Genomic DNA, 21,704 nt, shown 5'->3' with positions numbered 1-21,704 from the left:
CCATGTCCAGACCCCGCCTCCGCCCGGCACTTACCGGCCTGTCAGTGCTGCTCCTGGCCACGAGCCTGACCGGATGCTTCGCGGCCGGAAACGACCAGGCAGCCGGACCCGGCACCGATTCAGGCCGGATCAAGCTGGCCATGCTCCAGCCGCCGCGGTCCGGCTTGTCCCCGCTGAGCGATGACGCGTTCAAGCTGTCCCGCTGGAAAACCGCCGAAACGCTGGTGGAGCTGGACGAGCTCGGTGAGGCGCAGCCTGCGCTGGCCACCGAGTGGCAGCAGACCGGTCCGGCATCCTGGAACTTTACCCTGCGGGAGGGTGTCGGGTTCCATGACGGAACAGCGATGACCGCAGCAGAAGTAGCGGCTTCGCTGACAGCCGCGGCACAGGCCAGCCCCAAGCCCCGGATCCTGGACGGCGTGGAGCTGACTGCCCAGGCCGGGGACGCCAACTCCGTCACCATCACCACGGCGACGCCCGACCCCCTCCTGCCCCAGCGGCTGTCCAGCCCCCAGCTGGCCATCCTCGCAGCCTCGGCGTACGGGGAAGGCGGCGTGGTCAGCCCGGTCAATGCCGGAACGGGGCCCTACCGCCTGGTTTCGGTCGACGGCACGTCCTCCGCCCGGCTGGACCGTTTCGACGGGTACTGGGGACCGCAGGCGGAAGCGGAGGGCGTTGACGTCCAGTTCGTCCCGGACGGAACCGCCCGGGCCGCCGCAATCCGGACCGGCGACGCGGACATCGTCGAAGCCATCCCCGTGGGCCAGGTGGCCCAGATCGATCCGGCGCTGGTGCACGAGGTGCCCATGCCGCGGACCAACACGCTGTACCTCAACACGGCCTCGGGACCGTTTGCCGATCCCGCTGTCCGCGCCGCCGCCCGGTCCGCAACCGACGCCGGGACCATCGTGGACAGGGTCTACGAAGGCCGGGCGGACCAAGCCGCCGGGCTGCTGGGCCCGGCCCTTCCCTGGGCCGCGGAGCAGCGGAACAGCGCGGAATACGCGGCTGCCCTGGCCACCCGGGCGGCGGCAACCGCGGTCCCGGGAACGCCCATCCGGCTCGGAACCTTCACCGACCGCGCCGAACTGCCGGAGGTGGCTGTCCAGCTGGAGCAGCAGCTGGAGGCTGCCGGCTTCGTGGTGGAACAGGACGTCAGGGAGTACCAGCACATCGAGGCGGACGCCCTGGCCGGTAAGTTCGATGCCTTCATCCTCTCCCGCGCCACGGTGCTTGATTCCGGTGACCCGGTTGCCTACCTCTACAGCGACTTCTCCTGTGCAGGCTCCTTCAACATCTCCCAGTTCTGCGACCCCGCGGTGGACGCCGCCCTGGCCAAGGCCGCGGGCATTCCTGCCGGCCCCGAACGAAGGGCCGCCATCTCCGCGGCCGAAAGCCTCATCCTTGCCCGTGACGCCGCCATCCCCCTGCTCCACGAACGCGTCATCCAGGGCGAATCCACGCGCGTGGGCGGAGTGGAGCGTGACCCGCGCGAGCGCGCGCTGGTGACCAGCAGGACCCGGATCGCCGGCAGCACAGGCTCCGCAGGCTGATGCCCGGCGGAACGGCTTTTGTGAAAGTCACCGTTTCACGGGTCCTCGCCCTGGTAGCCCTGGTGGTGTTGATCGGCATGATGCCGTGGCTCTCGGGCCGCGGCGCCGAGTACACGATTCTCCGGGCACGGTACTCGGACCGGGAGCCAACACCCGAGGCCCTGGCCGCGGTCCGGGCGGAACTCGGCCTGGAGCAGGGGCCACTCCCCCTCTTCCTGTCCTGGATCCGTGGCGTGTTCGCCGGAGACCTGGGCACGTCCTGGATCAGCAACACGCCCGTGGCGCCCGGCATCGTATCCGCCCTCAGTGTCTCCGTGACCCTGATGGCCTTTGCCCTTGCCGCGGTCGCCATCATCGCCCTGCTCCTCTGCACACCCGCGGTCATGGACGGGCTGCAGCAACGGAGGAGGCCGGCGTCGGGAGCCCTGTCAGCAGCCCTCACCTCCCTGCCGGAGTTCCTCCTGGCCGCCATGTTGCTGGTGGCCGGTGCCATCTGGCTCCGGTGGTTCCCGCCCTTCGGGTGGAAAGGTCCGGAGTACGCGGTGCTTCCGGCCCTGTCCCTGGGCATTCCTGCAGGCGGGCTGATCGGGCTCCTGGCCTCAGACGCCATCCGTGCAGGGTTCGCCGAACAGTGGGTGGCCACCTGGCGGATGTCCGGGGCCGGGCCTGTCCGGCTGACCGCCGCGGTGCTCCGCCGCGCATTGCCGGCAGTGCTGCCGCAGATCGGGCTGGTCCTGATTGGACTGACCGGCGGCGCAGTAGCTGTGGAAAAGGTCTACGCCATCCCGGGGCTCGGCCGGGCGCTGCTCGGAGCCGCCAGCGCGCAGGACATCCCCACGCTCCAGGCGGGCATGCTGGCGCTCATGGGCCTCGCCCTGCTGGTGGGAACGCTGACGACGGCGGCCCGGTACCTGCTGATCGGCCCTGCGGTCCGCTTCGGCACCCTTCCGCTTGCGGAACCTCCGCGGCCGGGGAACCGCCGCCAGCTGGCCCTGCCTGCGGCGGCCGGCGTCACCCTGCTCCTGATTGTGGGGGCCGGGCTGCTGCGCGATCCCTTCACCTCGGACCATGCCAGGCTTGCGGCTCCCGGCTGGTCGCTTCCGTTCGGTGCCGATGCCAGCGGTCGCGACCTGCTGGCCCGTGTGGGGCACGGAGCCGTGGGGACGCTGGGGACCGCTCTGGTTGTGGTGCTGGCCTGCCTGGCCGTGGGAATCGCCGTCGGGCTCTTTCCACTGGCAGCCACGGGACCGCTTGAGGTGGCGAACGCGGCACCGCCCATCCTCGCTGGCCTGGTGGTGGCGGCGCTCAGCGGCCCCTCGGCACACGGCGCTGCCGTGGCGGTGGCCGCGGTCAGCTGGGCTCCCCTGGCTGCGCACACGGCGGCCCTGGCCCAGGAGGCGCGCGCCCAGCCCTATGTGCAGATCCTTCCGGTGCTGGGGGTGGGGAGGGCTCGGATCATGTTCCGGTATGTCCTCCCGGCGGTGCCAGGGCCGCTGCTGCGCCACGCGATGCTCCGGCTGCCGGGGGTTGCCCTTGCGCTGGCGGCGCTCGGTTTCCTGGGACTGGGCCCGCAGCAGCCGACGCCGGAGTGGGGACTCATCCTGGCCGAGGGCATTGGCTACGTTGAACGTGCCCCCTGGGCGGTGCTTGCACCCGCGTCCGCGCTGGTGCTGGCGTCGGTGGTGGCGGTGGGGCTGGCAGGAGCCGGACACGGGGCCAGGGTCACCGCCGGTAACGGGGCGGGAGCCGTCCCGCGGTCCGGGACAGATCCGGTGCAGGCGCCGGAGCGCGTGCAGGCGCCGGCAGGGGCGCGGTAGGTCTCCTGGGCAGCAGAAAGCCCGCTGCCTGCGCCGTTTCCGGTGCGGGCAGCGGGCCCAATAACTGAAGTCAGCCCCAGCGGTCCAGTGGGACCGGGGGGCCGAAAAGAAGCGCTGCACTGGTCCAAAGACCAGGATCCATGCATTGGGTCCACTGGTGCTGCGGCGTCACCAGGACTGCCCCGTTACGGCAGCAGCACCTTGAGACAACTAGCCGATCCGACGGGTGTCTACCTCGTCGTCGTCTTCTTCCAAATCATCCGCGTACTTATCCACATAAGCCGAATAGTCAGGTTCGACTGGCTCATTCGCATAATGGCTCGTGGCACGACTGCCCGGACCCGTCAGCTCACGCTGAAGTGCCGAATAGTCAGTGTTCGGGGAGTAGTACTTGATATCCCGAGCCTGCTTGGTAGCTTTTGCCTTTTGACGGCCGCGCCCCATGGCGTGACCCCCTTTTGTACTTGGACCGGAGGTGGTCACCTTGGCGTAGGTGAGGCCCCGGAATGTTTGGTCAATTTGTCGTACACCTAGATTACATGCTTTCGACTGCCCCCGCTTGCCACGCGCGGCGCCCTGGGGTGGCCTGGGTTACCATCAGGGCGCCAAACCGCGGGTTTCCCGCTTTTTTCTTCGGTAGAGTCGCTAAAACATCTGTTGATATGGACAGCGGGCCGGCCCGCCGCTGCGCAGAGAACCAGGAGGATGCACCACGTGAACCACCAGGACGTCCCGCCCAGGCCGGCCTCGCCACCCGCCGCCGGCCTGCCGCGCGTGCCTGCACCCGCGGCCGAACCGGTCCTGCACCCCCGCATGGAACCGGAGGACGCAGCGCATTCCGGAAGGGTCAACGGGCGGACGCTGTGGATTGCAGTGTTCGTTGTTGTGCTGCTGGCCGTCGTCGGTTCCCTGGTGTGGCTTGCCCTGTGGCTGGACTCAAACCAGGAACCGGGCGCTTCCGGAAGTGGTGCTGCGGGGGTGCTGGAAACCACGGTAGCGCCGCCCGCCACGGCGCTGCCACTGCCCCGCGAGGGGGTGGCGCCCGCCGACTTCGCGCTGGGCGACTGCTTCAAGGATTTCGACCCCGAGGCACTGGCATCCACCGTGGTGGCCTGCGATACCGGGCACTCGGCCCAGCTCGTGGCATTGTTCCGGTACCCGGAGGGTGATTCCTACCCCGGCGCCGAGGCACTGAAGGCCAAGGCGCTGGAAGCGTGCCAGGCCGCCAGGCTGGGCCCGGCAGCCAACGACTACGACCTCAACTACGAGCGCAGCTTCCCGAGCACCACCAGCTGGGAATCCGGTGACCGCAGGGTGGACTGCTACGTGACGGCCCCCGGCGGGAACGTGATCAACGCAAGCGTGCTGCCCTAGCGGCCACGCCGCCAGGGCAGCACCCTGCCTGTTGTTTTCCGGCCGCCCCTAGTCCTTCCGGCGGACAGAGAGTCCGCTGCTGCGACCCTCCGCCGCCGGGAGGTCGGTTCCGGCCGCGGTGAGTTCTCCGACGTCCGCGGCCGTGTCCACCAGCACCGTGTCGCCGTCGCTGATATCGCCGGCCAGGATGGCTTTCGCCAGGCGGTCGCCGATCTCGCGCTGCACCAGCCGGCGCAGGGGCCGGGCACCGTAGGCGGGATCGAACCCGGAGAGGGCCAGCCAGGCCCGCGCACCTTCCGTGACCTCGAGCGTCAGGCGGCGGTCGCGGAGCCTGCGCCCCAGTTCGTCCACGTGCAGTTCCACAATGTGCGCCAGCTCTTCAACGGTGAGGGCGTCGAACAGCACCACCTCATCCAGCCGGTTCAGGAACTCGGGCTTGAAGGACGCATTGACGGTGGCCATGACGGCGTTCCGCTTGGCGTCCGGATCCAGGGTCTGGTCCACCAGGAACTGGCTGCCCAGGTTGGAGGTCAACACCAGGATGACGTTGCGGAAGTCCACGGTGCGGCCCTGCCCGTCGGTGAGCCGGCCGTCGTCGAGCACCTGCAGGAGGATGTCGAAGACCTCGGGGTGGGCTTTCTCCACCTCGTCCAGGAGCACAACGGAGTACGGGCGGCGGCGGACGGCTTCGGTGAGCTGGCCGCCTTCCTCGTAGCCCACGTACCCCGGAGGCGCACCCACCAGCCGGGCCACGGAGTGCTTCTCCCCGTACTCGGACATGTCGATGCGCACCATGGCGCGTTCGTCGTCGAAGAGGAAGTCCGCCAGCGCCTTGGCCAGCTCCGTCTTTCCGACGCCGGTGGGCCCCAGGAAGAGGAACGATCCGGTAGGACGGTTGGGGTCGCTGATGCCGGCCCGCGCGCGCCGGACGGCGTCGGAGACCGCCGTGACCGCCTTCGTCTGGCCGATCAGCCGCTTGCCCAGTTCCTCCTCCATATGGAGCAGCTTCTGGCTCTCGCCCTGCAGCATGCGCCCGGCCGGGATGCCGGTCCAGGCGGAGATGACCTCGGCGATGTCGTCAGCGGTTACCTGCTCGGCAACCATCTGCGTGGATTTGTCCACGACGGCGGCCTCGGCTTCCGCGGCAGCGTTCAGCTCGCGTTCCAGGGCGGGGATCTCGCCGTAGAGGATGCGCGAGGCTGTTTCCAGGTCACCTTCGCGGGCGGCCTTGTCATAGGCGCTGCGCAGTTCATCCAGCTTTGCCTTGAGATCGCCTACCCGGTTGAGGCCTGCCTTTTCGGCTTCCCAGCGCGCCTTAAGCGCGTTCAGTTCCTCTTCCTTGTCCGCCTTGTCCGCCCGGAGTGCGGCCAGCCGCTCAATGGACGCGGCGTCCTTTTCGTCCTGGAGGGCCAGCTCCTCCATGGTGAGCCGGTCCACCAGCCGCTGCAGCTGGTCGATTTCCTCGGGCGCCGAGTCGATCTCCATGCGGAGCCGGGACGCGGCCTCGTCCACCAGGTCGATCGCCTTGTCCGGCAGCTGCCGGCCGGAAATGTAGCGGTTGGACAGCGTGGCGGCAGCCACCAGCGCGGCATCCGCGATGGTCACCTTGTGGTGCGCCTCGTAGCGCTCCTTCAGGCCGCGGAGGATGCCGATGGTGTCCTCCACGCTCGGCTCACCCACATACACCTGCTGGAACCTGCGCTCCAGCGCCGGGTCCTTTTCGATGTTCTCCCGGTACTCGTCCAGGGTGGTGGCACCGATCAGCCGCAACTCGCCGCGGGCCAGCATGGGCTTGAGCATGTTGCCGGCGTCCATGGATGAGTCGCCGGTGGCGCCGGCACCCACCACGGTGTGGATCTCGTCGATGAACGTGACGATCTGGCCCTCGGAGTTCTTGATCTCCTCCAGGACGGCCTTGAGCCGCTCCTCGAACTCGCCGCGGTACTTGGCGCCCGCCACCATGGACGCCAGGTCCAGGGCGATGAGGGTCTTGCCGCGGAGGCTTTCCGGCACGTCCCCGGCCACGATGCGCTGGGCCAGGCCCTCCACCACGGCGGTCTTGCCGACGCCGGGCTCACCGATGATCACGGGGTTGTTCTTGGTGCGGCGGCTCAGGACCTGGACAATCCGGCGGATTTCGGCGTCCCGGCCGATCACGGGATCAAGCTTGCCGGAGCGGGCCATGGCGGTCAGGTCCGTGCCGAACTTTTCCAGGGACTGGAACGTGTTCTCCGGATCCGGGCTGGTGACCTTCCCGTCGCCGCGGACACCCGGCAGGGCGGCGAGCAGCGCTTCATGGGAGGCGCCGGCGTCGCGCAGCAGGCGGGCCGCGGCATCGTTGCCGGCCGAGAGGCCCAGGAGGAGGACCTCGGTGGAGACGAAGGTATCGCCCAGCCGGTCCGCTTCCTCCTTGGCGTTCTGGATGGCCTGCAGCGCAGGGCGGGAGAGCTGCGCCTGCTGGCTGGATCCGCCGGAGGTGGCAGGGAGCGCCTTAATGGCGCTGCTCGCCTGGACGCTGACGGAGTCCGGGTCCGCACCCGTGGCGCGGAGCAGCGCCACGGCCACGCCTTCGCGCTGGTCCATTAGCGCCTTGAGCAGGTGGGCCGGTTCAACCTGGGGATTTCCGGCCGTGGAGGCGTTCATGGCCGCAGCCGAGAGAGCCTCCTGGCTCTTGGTGGTGAATTTGACGTCCAAAGAGAGCTCCTTCCGGGGGCAGTTTTTATTAACTTGAGTCTACTACGCTCAACTTTGGTTTTGCGCCGTTCCTGATGACTGTTTGCCTACAGCGAAACAGCTCCACGCGGCCGGCGACAGGGGCGACAGACCCTATTTCGGCGGGGCTGGTGCTTGCCCCCGTTGTAGGACAGCCCCTAGGACATCCCCGCTGCGGATAGTCCTACAGCGGGTAGACGGACACTGCTGCGGCCTTGACCACAAGGTGCACCGTCATCCCCGGGACCAGCCCGAGGTCCGCCAAGGCGGCAGGCGTGATGTCAGCCGCCAGCCCGCCGCCCCGCACCCGGATCTGGTCCCCATGAGGTTCCAGGTCCGTAATGGCCACTGCGAAGGAGTTCCGGGGGCTGCCGTGCGCGTCGGTGAGGAATACAGAAACGGCCGACGGCGGGAACACGGCCACCGCGGGACGGCCGGCGGGGACGGGGTCCTCGCTGTGGCCGGCAATATGCCCGCGGGCGGCCAGGATGCCGTCACCGGCGGAGGTTCCCACCACAAAATTGAGTCCCGCCAGCCCGGCGGCGAACGCGCTGCGCGGCTTGTGCAGGACCTGCCGGGTGGGGCCTTCCTCAGCAATCCGGCCGTTCTCCAGGATGACCACCCTGTCGGCAAGCATCAGGGCATCCAGGACGTCATGGGTGATGATGATGGCCGGCCGGTCCGCCAGGACCCGCTTGAGCAGGCGCCGGAGCAGCGGGGCGGAATGGATGTCCAGCGCCGCCATCGGCTCGTCCAGGAGGAGGAGCCCGGGATCCGCGGCGAGCGCCCGGGCCACCGCCACGCGCTGCGCCTGCCCGCCGGACAGTTCGGCAGGACGGCGGCCCGCAAGGTCCCCGGCTTCAACATCGTCCAGCCACCGCACCGCCTGCTGCATAGCCTGGCGCCTCGGCGTCCCCGCGCTCCGCGGCCCGAAAGCCACGTTGTCAGCCGCGGTGAGATGCGGAAAGAGCAGCGGCTCCTGGGCCAGCAGCGCCGTCCCGCGGTGATGGGGGGCGGCCCACCGCTTCTCCCCGTCCCCCAGGTGGAACAGAGTCCGGCCGTTCAGCTCGGCCCGTCCCCCGTCCGGCCGCACAAGCCCGGCGATGACCGAGAGCAGGGTGGACTTGCCGGCGCCGTTGGGACCCATCACGGCCACAGTTTCCGTGGCGCCCAGCGACAGGGCAACGTCGAAACCGCGCTCTGCCACGGCTGCCTGGAACGAGAACGTCACGTGAGGGCACCGCCCGCCCCGGCAGCCGTCGTCGGCCGCTCGCCCGAAGCCTGCTTCCTGGCCTTCCCATCCGGGCCCCTGCCGCCGGAGCGCCGGTAGGCAAGGGCCACCACCGCGACGGCCACAGCCACCAGTACCAGGGAAAGCGCGACGGCGGCGTCCGGGTCGGTCTCGCGCTGCAGGTAGATTTCGAGCGGCAGTGTCCGGGTTACCCCCTGCAGGCTGCCGGCGAACGTAAGCGTGGCGCCGAACTCCCCGAGGCTCCGGGCGAAGGAAAGGACCGCCCCGGATGCCAGCCCCGGCAAGACCAGCGGGAGCGTGACGCGCCGGAAGACGGTTCCCGGCGTTGCCCCCAGCGTCGCGGCCACGGCCTCGTACCTCTGGCCGCCGGTCCGGAGGGCACCTTCGAGGCTCACCACCAGGAACGGCAGGGCCACAAACGTCTGGGCCAGCACCACGGCGGTGGTGGAAAACGCGATCTGCAGTCCCAGCACCTCGATCGCCCCGCCCAGGAGTCCCTGCCGGCCGAACGTGTACAGGAGGGCAATGCCGCCAACCACCGGCGGCAGGACCAGCGGCAGCAACACCAGCGAGCGCAGGAGCCCCAGCAGCGGAAACCTGCCCCGGGCCAGGACCACCGCGAGCGGTACCCCAAGCACAATGCAGAGGGCAGTGCTGGCCGCCGCCGTACGCAGGCTCAGGCCCAGCGCCGCCAGTGCCGGCGCGGACGTGACCAGCGGAATGAAGTTGGCCCAGTTGACCCGCGCCACCATCGCAACGAGCGGGAGGACCACCACCAGGGCGGCCAGGACTGCGAGCCCATACAGCCAGCGGGGAACGCCGGTGTACGCCTGGCGGCGCGCGTGCCCGCCGGTCACCTGGCGCCCGCCCCGTGGATGCGCATCACGCGGGGCCCGGCCCAAAGCCGGCCGCCGCCAGGATCTCCTGGCCTTCGGGTCCGGCCAGAAGATCCAGGAACCTGCCGGCTGCGGCTTTATTGCGGCTGCCGGCCAGCACGGCGGCAGGGTACGGGTTCACTGCGGCTCCTGCCTCCGGGAAGGGGATGCCCTCCACCCGGGCGCCGGCTGACCGGACGTCCGTGACGTATACGAGCCCTGCATCCGCTTCACCGGAGATGACTTTGCCCAGGACGTCCGTCACGGAGTTTTCCTCGCTGACCGGGCTGAGCACGGTACCGGTGCTGTCCGCCACCCTGGCGGCAGCCGCCCCGCAGGGCACTTGCGGGGCACAGGCCACGAGTTTGATACCGGCTTTGGCCAGGTCCGCGAAGGAGCGGATGCCTGCCGGGTTTCCTGGCGGGACTGCGATGGCCAGGGTGTTGGTGGCAAAGTTTCGCGGTCCGCCGTCCACCAGGCCGGCCTCCTGCACCTTTGCCATGGTGCCGGAGTCCGCGGACGCGAACACGTCCGCGGGCGCTCCCTGGCTGAGCTGGGTGGCCAGGTCAGCTGATCCCGCGAAGCTGAGGGTGACGGTGGTGCCGGGGTTTTCCGCTTCGAAGCGTTCGGCGAGTTCGGTGAAGCTGCTTTTGAGGGAGGCTGCGGCGAACACGGTCAGCGTGCTGCTGCCACTGCCGGCATCCGCGTCACCCTTGCCGGTGCACGCGGCCAGCGAAGCGGTCATCAGTACCGCCAGCAGCAGCGCCGTCAGTCTTTGTTTCCCCGTCACAGCGCCTTGCCCCGGGGCGTTTCGATGATCACCGTGGTGGCTTTGACCACTGCGGTGGCCACGGAACCCGGTTCCAGCCCCAGCTCCCGCACGGCCTCGCTGCTCATCAGCGACACCACACGGAACGGCCCGCACTGCAGTTCCACCTGGGCCATGACCTTGTCCGCGGTGATGTTGGTGACCAGGCCCACGAACCGGTTGCGGGCCGAGCTGCCCGTGCGGTGGGGATCATCCGGAAGCTGCGCGAGTTTCTGCGCATGCAGGGCCAGCTCCAGCCCGTCGACTGCCAGCCGGCCGGCGTCGTCCTTTACCGGGGTGAGGCTCCCGTTCTCCGTCCAGCGCCGGACGGTATCGTCACTGACGCCCAGGAACCGGGCCGCCTCGGCCACGCGGATAATCGTCATGCCATCAGTCTAATCCGCAGATACGGATGAAAGCGCCCCCTGCTGTCGCATTTCCGGCGATCGTTAGGTTGCGGGCGCCACTCCGGTGGACACCCTGATTGTGCCTGGTTCCGGCCCGGCGTGCGCTCCTGCCCGGCTGCCTGCCCGGACACGCCGGAGCTGCCGGCGGGTCGGCGCGGAAACCGGCCGCCGCCACCACGTAACCGGGCGGGAGCGCACCCCCTCCAAGGGTTCCGGCCCAATTAGACTTCCCCCATGGCCATCTACATCGACCCGCCGCTGTGGCCTGCGCACGGAACCCACTTCTCCCACCTCGTTTCGGATGAGTCGCTGGAGGAGCTGCACCTGTTCGCAGCCGCGGCGGGCATCCCCGAGCGGGCGTTCGACGGCGACCATTACGACGTCCCGGAGCGCCGCTTCGATGACCTGGTGGCTGCCGGTGCCGTTCCGGTCGAAGCCCGGATCCTGGTCCGCACGCTGATCGCCAGCGGCCTCCGCATCCCCGCCCGCCGCCGCAACAAGTCGTTGAAGGTTCCGCTGCTGAACCGCTGGAACACCGTGATGCCCGGCCACGACGCCCTCTTCCTGGACCTCCTGGACCGCTGGAGCGAGCCGCACCGCCGGTACCACGGCTGCACCCACCTGCTGTCCGTCCTTGAATCCCTCGACCTGCTCACCGATCCTGCCGATCCGCCGCGCACGGTCCTGCTGGCGGCCTGGTTCCACGACGCCGTCTACCGCGGCGTGGCCGGCCAGGACGAGGAGGAGTCCGCCCGCCTCGCCGAAGAGCGGCTGCAGGCAGCAGGTCTTCCGGAAACGGAAGCGTACGAGGTGGGGCGGCTGGTCCGGCTGACTTCGGACCACCGCCCGGAACAAGGGGACGACGACGGCGCGCTCCTCTGCGACGCCGACCTCTCCGTCCTCGGCGGGGAACCTGGGGAGTACGCACGGTACGTTGCGGCCGTCCGCCAGGATTACGCGCACATTGGCGACGCCGACTTCGCCGCCGGGCGCACCGCCGTCGTGCGCCGCCTGCTGGAACTGGACCCGCTGTTCCACAGCGGCAGGGCACGGGAGCTGTGGCTGGACGCCGCACACCGCAACTTGAAAGGCGAACTGGCGTGAACGCATCCACCTCCAATCCCCGCCACACAATGACGGCCAGCGCGGCACACCGGCAGCTGCCCTCCGCCGTCCGGATAGAGTGGGGGCTCGACGGCGCCAGGACAGTAGCGTCCGGCGCGGACCTTGCCGTGGTGGTGGATGTCCTGTCCTTCAGCACCTGCGTCAGCGTCGCCCTGGACCGCGGAGCGGAAGTTTTCCCCTTTCCGTGGAAGGACACCGGCGCTGAGGACTTCGCCGCACGCCACGGCGCGCACCTGGCCGGTCCCCGCGACGGGGGCGGGCTCAGCCTCTCCCCCGCAAGCTTCCGGGCCGCGGCATCCCTGGACCGGGTGGTCCTGCCGTCGCCCAACGGCTCCGCGCTCTGCCACGAGCTGGCCCGCGAGGTCCCCCTGGTGGCCGCCGTGAGCCTCCGCAACGCTGCCGCCACCGCCGAGTGGGCGGCCGCCAACCTCTCCGCGGATGCCGTCATCGCAGTGATTGCCGCCGGGGAGCGCTGGCCCGGCGGCGGCCTCCGCCCCGCCGTGGAGGACCAGATCGGCGCAGGCGCGTTCATCGCCGGCCTGGTGGCCGCGGGCAAGGGCGGGTACGAGCCCGAAGACGGCCGGCACGGCTACTCGCCGGAGGCCGTAGCGGCCATGGCCGCCTTTGAAGCCGCCGAGCCGCGCCTCCGCGACATGCTCCACGGCTGTTCAAGCGGCCGCGAACTGGCCGGCGGCGGCTACGGGGCGGACGTCGATATCGCCGCCGAACTGGACGACAGCGACGCCGTGGCCCTCCTGGTCAACGGGGTGTTCAGTCCGCGCTGACCGGTGCGGCCAACGGGCTGGCCTCTAGACGGAGGCTGGTGCCCAGGCCGGCAGGCAAAATGGCCGGCAGCTCCCGCCTACCGATAGGTGGAGACGAACGGCTGGCTGGTGGGCACGATCTGCTTGCCCAGCGGCATCAGGGACACCGGGATGAGCTTCAGGTTGGCGATGGCCAGCGGGATGCCGATGATGGTGACCGCCATGGCGAAAGCGGTGACCACGTGCCCGATCGCGATCCAGACGCCTGCCACCAGGAGCCAGATCACGTTGCCCAGCAGAGGGAAGACGCCGGTGCCGCCGGGCTTGTCCACCACGGTGCGGCCGAAGGGCCAGAGGGTGTAGGCAGCGATCCGGAACGAGGCGATGCCCCACGGGATGGTGATGACCAGCAGGCAGCAGATGACACCGGCCGCGAAATATCCGAGCGCGAGCCAGAATCCGCCAAAAACCAGCCAGATGATGTTGAGCAGTGTCTTCATTCATCCATTGTCCCCCGCGTCCGCCGGCAAACAGCTCAGGGGCTTCCCTGAGAGGCCCCTGAACCGGCTCCCGATGTGCCGCCTCAACCGCGGTGCCGCCTAAACCGTGGACTCGGCTTTCGCCGCATGCACAAACGCGCGGACCTTGGCCAGGTCCTTGACGCCGCGGGATGCCTCAACACCGGAGGAAACGTCCACTCCCCAGGCGTGGGCGGCAGCTGATGCCTTCCCCACGTTCTCCGGGTCCAGGCCGCCGGCCAGCAGCCAGCTGCGTCCCTGCAGGGCAGGGAGGCCGGCCACCGAACCGTAGTCCCAGGCCTCGCCCGAACCGGGAACGGCGGCGTCGATCAGGAGCAGGTCCTCGCCCCAGTCCTCCAGCTCCTCGGGCGTGGCACTCAAGGTGACGGCCCTGACCAGCTTCATCCCGGCGTCGTGCACGGTGGCAACGTCCCCGCGGGTGCGCGTGCCGTGCAGCTGGATCCATTCCAGCCCGGCGGCGCGGGCAATGGCCACGGCGTCAACAACGGGCTCGTCGCGGAAAACGCCGATCGGCAGAACCCTTTCCGGGACCTCTGCCAGCAGGGCCGATGCCTGCGAGGGCGAAACCACGCGGGGGCTGGCGGTGAGGACGAAACCCACCGCATCCGCTCCGGCGTCCACCGCTTCACGGACAGATTCTGGCGTGCTGAGACCACACACTTTGACGAACATTCCCGGCTCCTTCAGGCTGTTTTCGTGTTGTCCCCCCGGAGGAGAGTAGCAGGGAAGGATGGGAGCTGCCGACACCTGCCGCCTGCACCCCGCCCTGCGCGGGCAACTAGGCTGAACAGATGGAGATCATCCGCTTTGCCGACCTTAAATCCGAACCGTGGCGCAACGGCGGCGGGGTAACACGCCAGATCGCGGGCCACTCCGGCGCCGCCTCCGGACAACACGGCGCCTCCGGACACGACGGCGGGTGGGACTGGCGGGTCAGCATCGCCGAGGTCAGCAAAGCCGGGGACTTCTCGCCGTTTCCCGGAATGGAGCGGGTGCTCACGGTGGTTGAGGGCGAGCTCCTGCTGCTCACCGTGGATGGTGCTGAACATCCCCTCGAAAAGTACCGCCCGTTCCGGTTCCCCGGCGGGGCCGACACCACCTGCGCCCTCCCCACGGGGGACGTCCGCAACCTCAACGTCATCACCCGGGCGGGGAAGTACAAGGGCTTTACGTCCATCATCGAGCTCTCGAAGAAACGCGCCCACCCCCTTTTCGCCGGCCAGTTGGGCGTCCTGCTGCAGGGCCAGGCCACGGTCTCTGCCCCTGCTGCCCCTGCCGCGGCCGCTGCAGCCGGGTCCGGGGTGCCCGGGCCGGTGGCACTGGACCGCTACGACGCCGTGGTGGGCTCGGACAGCGGTTCCCCGGAGATCCTGGGCCGCGGCTTCCTGGCCGTTGTGTCCATCGATGAGGTTACTGGCTGAGGCTGAAGCGCCCGACGTCCACTACGGCATTGTTCCGGCGCGCTTCCTCGGCGGCGAAGACGGCGGCGTGGCTGACCAGGGACTCGTCCAGTCCGGACACCACCCCCGACCAGTCTCCGCCGGCTAGCGCGGCAACCCAGGCGGAGATGAGGCCGCGGTCGCCGCCCTCGTGCTTTTCGCCCCGGACCTGCGGCACGGCAGCGGGCACGGGGTGGACAGTTGTTGTTCCGGTCAGGAAGTCGTAGACGGAGATGGCTCCGGTTTCGATGGTGATCTCCCCGTGGCTGCCGAAGATGCGGGTCCGCCGGGGGCCCGCGGCGGTGAAGGCCGTGGCGGTGAACGCGGCGGTTGTGCCGTCCTCGTATTCGATGTTCACCACCTGGTGGTCCACGACGTCGTTGTCCGAGAAATAGACGCAGCGGCCGTAGGGTCCCGTGGCCAGGGCGTGCAGCAGTGATTCGGGGGTGCCGCCAGGATCCACGACGTCGGCGAAGTACGCCCGTGCCGGGTCCGGCCTGCCGCCGTTCGGTGGCCGCCCGGCGCCGTAGATCTTCAGCGCGGAGTAGGGGCAGCGTGGTTCAGCCGGGCAGTCGATGCAGCGCCGGGTTGCGCCTTCCGGTGCCCCCTCGGGACGGAAGTGGGCCAGCTGCCCGAAGGAGGATACCCGCAGGGGCCTGCTGCCGATGATGAAGGAGAGCCAGTCGACGTCGTGTGTGCACTTGGCCAGCAGGAACGGACTTGAGTTTTCCTCGCGGCGCCAGTTCCCGCGGACGTAGGAATGCGCGAAGTGCCAGAAACCAACGGGCTCCAGGTGCTGGACGGAGATGATCCGGCCTACCGCTCCGCCGGCCAGGAGTTGCTTGAGCAGTGCGGTCAGCGGGGTGTAGCGCAGCACGTGGCACACCGTTGCCCTGGTGCCGGTTTCACGGCTGAGGCGGTCAAGTTCGGCGCAGCCGGCGGGGTCGACAGCGACGGGCTTTTCCAGGAGGATCGGGTAGCCGTGGGCTGCGGCTGCTGCGAAGGGGCCCGCATGTTCACGGTCCGGTGTGGCGATGATGATGCCGTCGGCCGGCAGGCGGGTGGCCAGCATTGCCTGCCAGGTACCGAAAGCCCCGCTGTCCGGGACCCTGAGTTCTTTTGCCAGGGGATCGCGCAGCTCGGCGCGCGGCTCGGCAAGGCCCACCACGGTGGCCCGGCCGGTGGCAGCGGCGAGCCGGGCATAGGCGGCGCCCCTGGCTCCGGCGCCGGCGATGAGGAGGCGCACCGGGCCTGCGTGCTTGCTGGCGGCGCCGTCGTCGTGTGCGGGGAGGCCCGGCGGCAGGGCGCCCACGGATCAGCCGTTCCCAGGATCGGCAAGCCATTCCAGCGCCACGGCCGCTGTCCAGGACTGGTCCATGCTGCCCAGCGGTTCACCGGTGAAGGGCTCGTAGTACTCACCGAAGTGGCCCTCCATCAGCTGCGCCAGGGAGGCCTCGCGCAACTGGCCGTATCGCTTCCCGTCGCCGCGCCTGCGCAGGCAGTGGGCCAGGTACCAGTTCATCACCGGCCATACCGGCCCCCGCCAGTACTGGCGGGGCTTCAATCCTTCGTACGTGGTGGAGGTGGAGGCCGGCAGCGGGAAGGCCAGGCGCGGGTCTCCGGTCCAGTCCGGCCCTTCGAAGATCTCAAGCTGCCTGTCGAGGAGGGCCTGGTCCGCGGTGGAAACCAGGGGCGCGAACCCGGCGATGGTGGGCGGTCCGATCCATTCGCCCGCCAGCACGTCCCTGTCCCGCGCAAGTCCCGTCTCCGCATCCACGGTCGCGTCGACGCCGTCGCGGAATTCCCTGGCCCACTGCCGCAGCTGGGGCGTTTCCTCGGGCAGGCCGAACTGTTCAGCCAGCACGGCGAGGTCCTCGCTGGCCGCGGCAAAGATCGCCGACATGAAGACATCCTTGACCTGGAAGGACATCACCCCGGGCAGCCGGGCGTCGTCGAATCCCACGTCGGCCATCTGCTGCACCAGCCACAGGTAGCGGCTGTACTCCTCGTCGCTGGGACGCTGGCTGTGGTCCGTGACCTTGAGTGTGTCCGTGCGGACAAACGGCTCCATGTCGCCGGGCTGGACCCTGGAGTACGGGCCGTCGAAGCGCGGCGAGTTGTCCATCCCGGACTCCCAGCCGTGGTAGATGGTGAGCAGGCCCGAGCCGTCCCCGCCGCGGGCGCTCCGCAGCCAGGCGTGCCAGTCGATCCAGTGCGGCAGGGTCCGCCGGGTGAAATCCTCCGCGAGCCTGGCATCCTCGCCGCCCGCCGCCGTCGCCCGTTCCACGATGCGGCGCAGCATGGTGGCGTGGACCGGCGGCTGGCAGATGCCGCTGGACTGCACGCCCTCCGGCGAAACGCCGCGGGTCCCCCACCGGTCCACGTCGGGGAAGTAGCCAGGGACGTCGGAGAACACGATGTGCGGGATCATTCCGCTCTTCCACTGCGCGGCCACCAGGTAGTCCAGCTCCTGCAGGGCGCGGGCCACGCTCACGGTGGAGAGGCCGGTGGCCACGAAGGCGGCATCCCAGCTCCACATGTGCGGGTACAGGTTCGGCGCCGCCGTCACCATCGTGCCGATGTCGTTGGCCGCCAGGACGTCCCTCGCCCGGCTCCCCAGCTCCCCAAGGGTACGGATGGGATAGCTGTCGTCGCTGTTACCCTCCGGCGCGTGGCTCATGCCGTGAGTCCAAGCTGGGTTTCCGTATCGAAGAACCGGATGGCGGCCTGGTCGAAGCGCAGCCCCACCTTTTCTCCCGAGGAGACCCGCACGGTGGAGGCCACCTGCACTTTGATGGTCTGCCCGCCCAGGTCCACGGTCAGCAGCGTGGCGTGGCCCAGCGGTTCCACCACTTCCACGGTGGCGTCCAGGGTGCCCGGCGTGCCGCGGTCCTCGAGGTAGATGTTCTCCGCCCGGATTCCGACCATCACGGGGAGGCCGCCGGACCGGGCTGCGGAGCGGGCCAGGAATTCAGGGGCCTCGGTGCTTTGGCCGGCGACTTCCAGGGCGCCATGCTGGGTGACGCGGCCCTCCAGGAAGTTCATGGGCGGTGAGCCGATGAACCCTCCCACGAACCGGTCGGCGGGCTCCTCATAAACCGTGATGGGATGGCCCAGCTGGGCGATCTGCCCCTTCTTCATCACGGCGACCCGGTCCGAAAGGCTCATGGCCTCCACCTGGTCGTGGGTCACGTAGAGGGTGGTGGAGCCCAGCTGCTGGACGATCTTCTTCAGCTCCGCCCGGAAGTCGAGGCGCAGGAGCGCGTCAAGGTTGGACAAGGGCTCGTCCATGAGCAGCACGTCGGCGTCCATGACGATGGCGCGTGCGACGGCGACGCGCTGCCGCTGCCCGCCCGACAGCTGGGCGGGGTACCGGTCCAGGTAGGGGGTCAGCTGGAGCAGGTCCGCCGCCCACGCGACCTTCTTTTCCAGTTCGTCCCTGGGAACCTTCTTCATGACCAGGCCGAACGCGATGTTGGTGCGGACTTTCCGGTGCGGGAAGACAGCGTAGGACTGGAACACCATGGACAGGTTCCGGTCCTGTGGCGGCAGGTAGGTCACGTCCCTGCCGCCGATGGAGATGCTTCCCTCGTCCGGGAAGTCCAGTCCGGCTACCATGCGCAGCAGGGTGGTCTTTCCGCAGCCCGAAGGCCCCAGGAGCACCATGAACTCGCCCTCGGCAACATCAAGGGAAACGTTGTTGGTGGCCAGCTCGGTGCTGCCCGGGTAGGTCTTTTTGAGACCCTTGATCGAGATGTCAGCCATGGAACAGCCTCTCTGGAACGCACTCAGCGGATGGTGGAGCCCCACATGTTGGTGAGGTAGCGGCGCATGAAGAAGATGAAGATCAGTGCCGGGATCACCAGCAGGAAGCCGCCGGCAAAACGGTAGGCCAGCGGTGACTCGGCGAGGGAACTGAGGACCTGGGCCGGCAGGGTGCGCTGGTTCAGCGTAAGGATCGACGCGCCCAGCACCTCGTTCCAGGACATCACGAAGGTGAAGATCGAGGCCGCGGCAATGCCCGGGATGGCCATGGGCATCACCACCTTGATGAAGGCCTGCACCGGGCTGCAGCCGAAGATCCGGGCGGCTTCCTCAACGTCGCGCGGCACGCCCAGGAACACCGAGGAGGTGATCAGGATGGTGGTGGGCAGTGCCAGCGCTGTGTGGAGCAGGACGACGGCCAGGACGCTGTCGTACAGCCCGGTCTGGAGGAAGAGCTGCGCCAGCGGCACGGAAAGCACCACAATGGGCAGGGCCCGGGTGAAGAGCAGGAAAAGCTGGTACGGGTCCCTGCCGGGGAAGGCAAAACGCGCCACCGCGTAACCGGCCGGGACGCCGATGATCAGGGACAGCAAAAGGGTGAAGATGCCCACCTGGACGGAGTTGATGAGGCCGCCCAGGATGCCCGTGGACTGCAGGAACGTCTGCATGGTCTCAAGGGAGAAATTGTTCGGGATGAAGCTCAGCGGGAAATCCTGCAGGGCCGCCCTGCTGGAGGTGGCGGACAGGGCGATCAGGTAAATCGGCAGCGCCATGAAAAGCGTGATGAGGATGCAGCCCACCTGGAGCAGGATCCGGTTCCGCCGCCGCTTTGCCAGCGGCCTGCGGTCCACCTCCGGCGCCGGGCGGTCTGCCGGGGCCGTTGCCTTGTTGGTGGTGGCGTGGCTCATCGCGGGGCCTCCGACTGGTCTTTCAGGAGCTTGAGGTACCCGACGGCGGTGACCATGGACACTGCCATCACCACCAGGGCCAGGGCCGACGCCACGTTGGCGTCCTGCAGCCCGGTGTACCAGCGGTAAGTCTCGCCGACCACCAGCGGGAAGTTCTGTCCGGTGAGGGCCAGTGCCACCGCGAAGGTCTGGAAGGCCAGGATGGTCCGCAGGATCAGGGCGGTCTGGAGGCTGGGCCGCAGCAGCGGCAGGGTCACGTGCCACAGCCGGTCCCAGAAGCCGGCCCCGAAAACGCCGGCCGCCTCCTCATAGTCCTTGGGGATGGACTGCAGCCCGGCGACGACGATCACGAACACCAGCGACGTTGCCCGCCAGACTTCCGCGATCAGCACGGCCATGAACATGGATGCGTAGTTGTCGTAGGCGAGCCACGAGACGGGTTCAAGGCCCACGGAGGCGAGCACGGAGTTCAGGTACCCGCGGTCCGTGAAGACCGTCAGCCAGACCAGGCCGGCGGCAAGGTCGCTGACCGCCAGGGGGATGGCCCAGATATAGAAGTACACCGAGGATCCGCGCGGTTTGGCCCGGATCAGCAGGGCCATGGCCAGCGCCAGGACGAACTGGATCGGAATCATCACCACGATCAGCAGCAGGGTGTTGCCCACAGAAGACCAGAAATAGGGGTCCTGCGCCATCCGGGTGAAGTTCGCCGTCGTCAGTCCTTCCGGGCCGCCGAACGCCTGGAGGATGCCGCTGACCATGGGCCAGCCGAACAGCAGGGTCATAAAGACGATGGACGGGGCAATCAGCAGCATTGCCGCCGACGTTCCGCTCCTCCGCGGCGGCCGGCCGCGCGGCCTGGCGGGCCGGGGCCGGGGCCTTGCGGCAGCGGGTGCGTCCGGGGAAGCCATCACGCAACCCTGCACTGGTCAGCGTCGGGGTCCGGGGCCCAGCAGGGAACATTCAGCGTGTCCATGATGCTGGCCAGCTCCGCCCCCTGGCGGTCCAGCGTCGCCCTGACGTCTGCGTTGTTCAGGCAGATCTCCTGGAAGCAGTTCTTGAACAGCTGGGAGACCTGCGGGTCCTTGTCGCCCAGCCCCACGGGCGGGAGCGCGAGGATGGCGTCCGGGGCTTCCTGCTGCGCCTTGACGGCCTTGGCCTCCAGGGCGATGCCGCCCGGCAGGTCGCTTCCGATATCCGCCTCCACCACCGGGAAGAACGCGTTGGACTTCAGCGTCTCGATTTGCGCCTCCGGCTTTGACAGCGCCTTGATCAGCTCGAAGGCCTTGTCCTTTTCCGGCGAACCCTGGGGCACGGCCATGCCGCCGACGACGAGCAGGTAGCCCTTGCCCTTCGGGCCGGACGGGGCGGGCACCATCAGCCAGTCGTCAGGCTTGTCCTGGACCGCGTTGATGAGGCGTGCCACATGGTCCCATGCCACCAGGACTTCCCCGTTGCCCAGCGGTTCCTGCATGAAGTCGTAATTTGCGGAGGCCGGATTCATGTTGGCCCACAGGTCACGCATGTAGGTCCAGGCGGTGACGGCATCGTCATTGCGGAACGTGGTGATCTGCCCGCCGGTGAAGCTGGGGAGGAGGAAGCCCTGGTAGAAGCGGTGGTGGAGGCCCTTCGGCCCGGCCGGAATGCCGAATACCGGACGCCCGCCGTTCGCCGCCTTGGCTGCCTGGGCCCACGCCAGGAAGTTCTCGTAGGTCAGGTTGTTGACGTCGGCGCCCGAGGGCAGCCAATCCAGCGCCTTCTTGTTGACCGCCACCACATAGGTCGCCTGGATCCAGGGGATGTACCGGGGAGAATCCGTTCCGAGCTTCGCCAGCTCCAGCAGGTCGTCGGAGTAGCCGGCAGACGAAAGGTCGTTGGTCAGGGAGCTGAGGTCCTCGAACTGGGACGCGAAGGGGATGAGGTCGCTGTGCAGGCCCGCTGCGATGCCTATCTCAACCTTTCCGGCGGCGAGCTGGGACTTCAGGGTGGTGTTGAAGATGCCGGTGTCCACGGGGTTGTAGGCCACCTGGATGTCACCGGCGAACTTCTTCAGCGTGGCTTCATATCTCTGCCGCTCCTCCACGGGGGAGAACTGGGTGGAAAGGAAGTTGACGGAGCCTTCCCCTCCGCTCCCGCTGGTGTTCACGCCGCAGGCTGCCAGTAGGGGGCCGGTGGCCAGGGCCATCAACCCTCCCTTGAGCAAGGTCCGCCGGCTGAGGTCACGGTGGGCAAGATCCGACATTGGAACCTCCTGCTGCAAGGGCAGATAGTATTTTTGTCTGATGATCGATCATAATTGTGTGATCTAGACCACGTCAATGGCCTGCCCGCGGCGCGGGCAGGCCACACATGCAAAGGAAGCGGGC

Annotated in this window: 20 protein-coding genes; 6 read left to right on the top strand and 14 right to left on the bottom strand. The window is 68.7% G+C overall.

Annotated features, from left to right (window positions below):
* The first annotated feature begins 2 nt into the window (after positions 1-2).
* Positions 3-1,553, top strand: a complete 1,551-nt coding sequence (locus IEX33_RS14490) for an ABC transporter substrate-binding protein (protein ID WP_188731304.1) — start codon at positions 3-5, stop codon at positions 1,551-1,553.
* Entirely contained in the window at positions 1,553-3,370 is a 1,818-nt protein-coding gene (locus tag IEX33_RS14485; RefSeq protein ID WP_188731302.1) for an ABC transporter permease subunit, read from the top strand. The genes IEX33_RS14490 and IEX33_RS14485 overlap by 1 nt, the downstream gene beginning before the upstream one ends.
* Before the next feature lie 210 nt (positions 3,371-3,580).
* Here the strand turns inward: IEX33_RS14485 and IEX33_RS14480 are convergent, their stop codons facing one another.
* Complete coding sequence (locus tag IEX33_RS14480) at positions 3,581-3,814, bottom strand: DUF3073 domain-containing protein (RefSeq protein WP_050053419.1); 234 nt, start codon at positions 3,812-3,814, stop codon at positions 3,581-3,583.
* A gap of 270 nt (positions 3,815-4,084) precedes the next feature.
* Between IEX33_RS14480 and IEX33_RS14475 the strand changes: the two genes are divergently transcribed.
* Entirely contained in the window at positions 4,085-4,744 is a 660-nt protein-coding gene (locus IEX33_RS14475) for a septum formation family protein (RefSeq protein WP_188731300.1), read from the top strand.
* Between the two features lie 48 nt (positions 4,745-4,792).
* On the opposite strand, the gene clpB is transcribed toward IEX33_RS14475, so the two are convergent.
* The 5 genes from clpB to IEX33_RS14450 form a co-directional block, all read right to left on the bottom strand.
* The gene (clpB, locus tag IEX33_RS14470; RefSeq protein ID WP_188731298.1) at positions 4,793-7,438 is read right to left on the bottom strand and encodes an ATP-dependent chaperone ClpB; all 2,646 of its coding nucleotides are present in this window, start codon (positions 7,436-7,438) and stop codon (positions 4,793-4,795) included.
* 202 nt (positions 7,439-7,640) lie between these two features.
* Entirely contained in the window at positions 7,641-8,687 is a 1,047-nt protein-coding gene (locus IEX33_RS14465) for a sulfate/molybdate ABC transporter ATP-binding protein (protein WP_188731296.1), read from the bottom strand.
* Positions 8,684-9,565 carry an ABC transporter permease gene (locus tag IEX33_RS14460; protein ID WP_188731294.1) on the bottom strand — a complete coding sequence of 294 codons (882 nt, stop codon included), beginning with the start codon at positions 9,563-9,565 and terminating at the stop codon, positions 8,684-8,686. Before IEX33_RS14460 ends, IEX33_RS14465 begins: the two co-directional genes overlap by 4 nt.
* 25 nt (positions 9,566-9,590) lie before the next feature.
* Complete coding sequence (gene modA / locus IEX33_RS14455; protein ID WP_188731737.1) at positions 9,591-10,328, bottom strand: molybdate ABC transporter substrate-binding protein; 738 nt, start codon at positions 10,326-10,328, stop codon at positions 9,591-9,593.
* Positions 10,329-10,369: 41 nt separating this feature from the next.
* Positions 10,370-10,777, bottom strand: a complete 408-nt coding sequence (locus IEX33_RS14450; protein ID WP_104186457.1) for a TOBE domain-containing protein — start codon at positions 10,775-10,777, stop codon at positions 10,370-10,372.
* Positions 10,778-11,032: 255 nt separating this feature from the next.
* Between IEX33_RS14450 and IEX33_RS14445 the strand changes: the two genes are divergently transcribed.
* Both IEX33_RS14445 and IEX33_RS14440 read left to right on the top strand, forming a co-directional pair.
* The gene (locus tag IEX33_RS14445) at positions 11,033-11,902 is read left to right on the top strand and encodes a DUF4031 domain-containing protein (protein ID WP_188731292.1); all 870 of its coding nucleotides are present in this window, start codon (positions 11,033-11,035) and stop codon (positions 11,900-11,902) included.
* Positions 11,899-12,708, top strand: coding sequence for a 2-phosphosulfolactate phosphatase (locus IEX33_RS14440; RefSeq protein ID WP_188731289.1), 810 nt, complete (start codon positions 11,899-11,901; stop codon positions 12,706-12,708). The genes IEX33_RS14445 and IEX33_RS14440 overlap by 4 nt, the downstream gene beginning before the upstream one ends.
* Before the next feature lie 77 nt (positions 12,709-12,785).
* On the opposite strand, the gene IEX33_RS14435 is transcribed toward IEX33_RS14440, so the two are convergent.
* Both IEX33_RS14435 and IEX33_RS14430 read right to left on the bottom strand, forming a co-directional pair.
* Positions 12,786-13,187, bottom strand: a complete 402-nt coding sequence (locus tag IEX33_RS14435; protein ID WP_104186460.1) for a YccF domain-containing protein — start codon at positions 13,185-13,187, stop codon at positions 12,786-12,788.
* A 99-nt stretch (positions 13,188-13,286) separates the two neighbouring features.
* Positions 13,287-13,898 (bottom strand): phosphoribosylanthranilate isomerase, encoded by a 612-nt coding sequence (locus IEX33_RS14430; RefSeq protein ID WP_104186461.1) that lies wholly within the window; start codon positions 13,896-13,898, stop codon positions 13,287-13,289.
* A 119-nt stretch (positions 13,899-14,017) separates the two neighbouring features.
* Between IEX33_RS14430 and IEX33_RS14425 the strand changes: the two genes are divergently transcribed.
* On the top strand, positions 14,018-14,647 hold the full coding sequence (locus IEX33_RS14425) for a HutD/Ves family protein (protein WP_188731288.1): 630 nt from the start codon (positions 14,018-14,020) through the stop codon (positions 14,645-14,647).
* On the opposite strand, the gene IEX33_RS14420 is transcribed toward IEX33_RS14425, so the two are convergent.
* The 6 genes from IEX33_RS14420 to IEX33_RS14395 are packed head-to-tail and all read right to left on the bottom strand — an operon-like array spanning position 14,637 to position 21,580.
* Positions 14,637-15,977: a Gfo/Idh/MocA family protein gene (locus IEX33_RS14420; protein WP_229675396.1), complete on the bottom strand. Its 1,341-nt coding sequence runs from the start codon at positions 15,975-15,977 to the stop codon at positions 14,637-14,639. The genes IEX33_RS14425 and IEX33_RS14420 overlap by 11 nt on opposite strands.
* A gap of 3 nt (positions 15,978-15,980) precedes the next feature.
* Complete coding sequence (gene ggh, locus IEX33_RS14415; RefSeq protein WP_188731286.1) at positions 15,981-17,345, bottom strand: glucosylglycerate hydrolase; 1,365 nt, start codon at positions 17,343-17,345, stop codon at positions 15,981-15,983.
* Entirely contained in the window at positions 17,342-18,430 is a 1,089-nt protein-coding gene (locus IEX33_RS14410; protein WP_188731284.1) for an ABC transporter ATP-binding protein, read from the bottom strand. Before IEX33_RS14410 ends, ggh begins: the two co-directional genes overlap by 4 nt.
* A 23-nt stretch (positions 18,431-18,453) precedes the next feature.
* Positions 18,454-19,338: a carbohydrate ABC transporter permease gene (locus IEX33_RS14405; protein WP_104186465.1), complete on the bottom strand. Its 885-nt coding sequence runs from the start codon at positions 19,336-19,338 to the stop codon at positions 18,454-18,456.
* The gene (locus tag IEX33_RS14400; RefSeq protein ID WP_219816813.1) at positions 19,335-20,249 is read right to left on the bottom strand and encodes a carbohydrate ABC transporter permease; all 915 of its coding nucleotides are present in this window, start codon (positions 20,247-20,249) and stop codon (positions 19,335-19,337) included. The genes IEX33_RS14405 and IEX33_RS14400 overlap by 4 nt, the downstream gene beginning before the upstream one ends.
* Positions 20,249-21,580, bottom strand: coding sequence for an ABC transporter substrate-binding protein (locus IEX33_RS14395; protein WP_104186467.1), 1,332 nt, complete (start codon positions 21,578-21,580; stop codon positions 20,249-20,251). Before IEX33_RS14395 ends, IEX33_RS14400 begins: the two co-directional genes overlap by 1 nt.
* Positions 21,581-21,704 lie beyond the last annotated feature (124 nt).

Source organism: Pseudarthrobacter scleromae, assembly GCF_014644515.1.
GTDB classification, from domain to species: Bacteria; Actinomycetota; Actinomycetes; order Actinomycetales; family Micrococcaceae; genus Arthrobacter; species Arthrobacter scleromae.
Note: the sequence above shows the minus strand (reverse complement) of the source record. Positions and strands in the feature narration are given on the sequence as shown.

Coding starts and splice junctions, on each gene's coding strand:
- IEX33_RS14405 (WP_104186465.1), bottom strand. CDS start 19,338: ATGAGCCACGCCACCACCAACAAGGCAACGGCCCCGGCAGACCGCCCG.
- ggh (WP_188731286.1), bottom strand. CDS start 17,345: ATGAGCCACGCGCCGGAGGGTAACAGCGACGACAGCTATCCCATCCGT.
- IEX33_RS14450 (WP_104186457.1), bottom strand. CDS start 10,777: ATGACGATTATCCGCGTGGCCGAGGCGGCCCGGTTCCTGGGCGTCAGT.
- IEX33_RS14480 (WP_050053419.1), bottom strand. CDS start 3,814: ATGGGGCGCGGCCGTCAAAAGGCAAAAGCTACCAAGCAGGCTCGGGAT.
- IEX33_RS14445 (WP_188731292.1), top strand. CDS start 11,033: ATGGCCATCTACATCGACCCGCCGCTGTGGCCTGCGCACGGAACCCAC.
- IEX33_RS14430 (WP_104186461.1), bottom strand. CDS start 13,898: ATGTTCGTCAAAGTGTGTGGTCTCAGCACGCCAGAATCTGTCCGTGAA.
- IEX33_RS14490 (WP_188731304.1), top strand. CDS start 3: ATGTCCAGACCCCGCCTCCGCCCGGCACTTACCGGCCTGTCAGTGCTG.
- IEX33_RS14435 (WP_104186460.1), bottom strand. CDS start 13,187: ATGAAGACACTGCTCAACATCATCTGGCTGGTTTTTGGCGGATTCTGG.
- IEX33_RS14425 (WP_188731288.1), top strand. CDS start 14,018: ATGGAGATCATCCGCTTTGCCGACCTTAAATCCGAACCGTGGCGCAAC.
- modA (WP_188731737.1), bottom strand. CDS start 10,328: ATGACCGCTTCGCTGGCCGCGTGCACCGGCAAGGGTGACGCGGATGCC.
- IEX33_RS14485 (WP_188731302.1), top strand. CDS start 1,553: ATGCCCGGCGGAACGGCTTTTGTGAAAGTCACCGTTTCACGGGTCCTC.
- IEX33_RS14395 (WP_104186467.1), bottom strand. CDS start 21,580: ATGTCGGATCTTGCCCACCGTGACCTCAGCCGGCGGACCTTGCTCAAG.
- IEX33_RS14410 (WP_188731284.1), bottom strand. CDS start 18,430: ATGGCTGACATCTCGATCAAGGGTCTCAAAAAGACCTACCCGGGCAGC.
- IEX33_RS14400 (WP_219816813.1), bottom strand. CDS start 20,249: ATGGCTTCCCCGGACGCACCCGCTGCCGCAAGGCCCCGGCCCCGGCCC.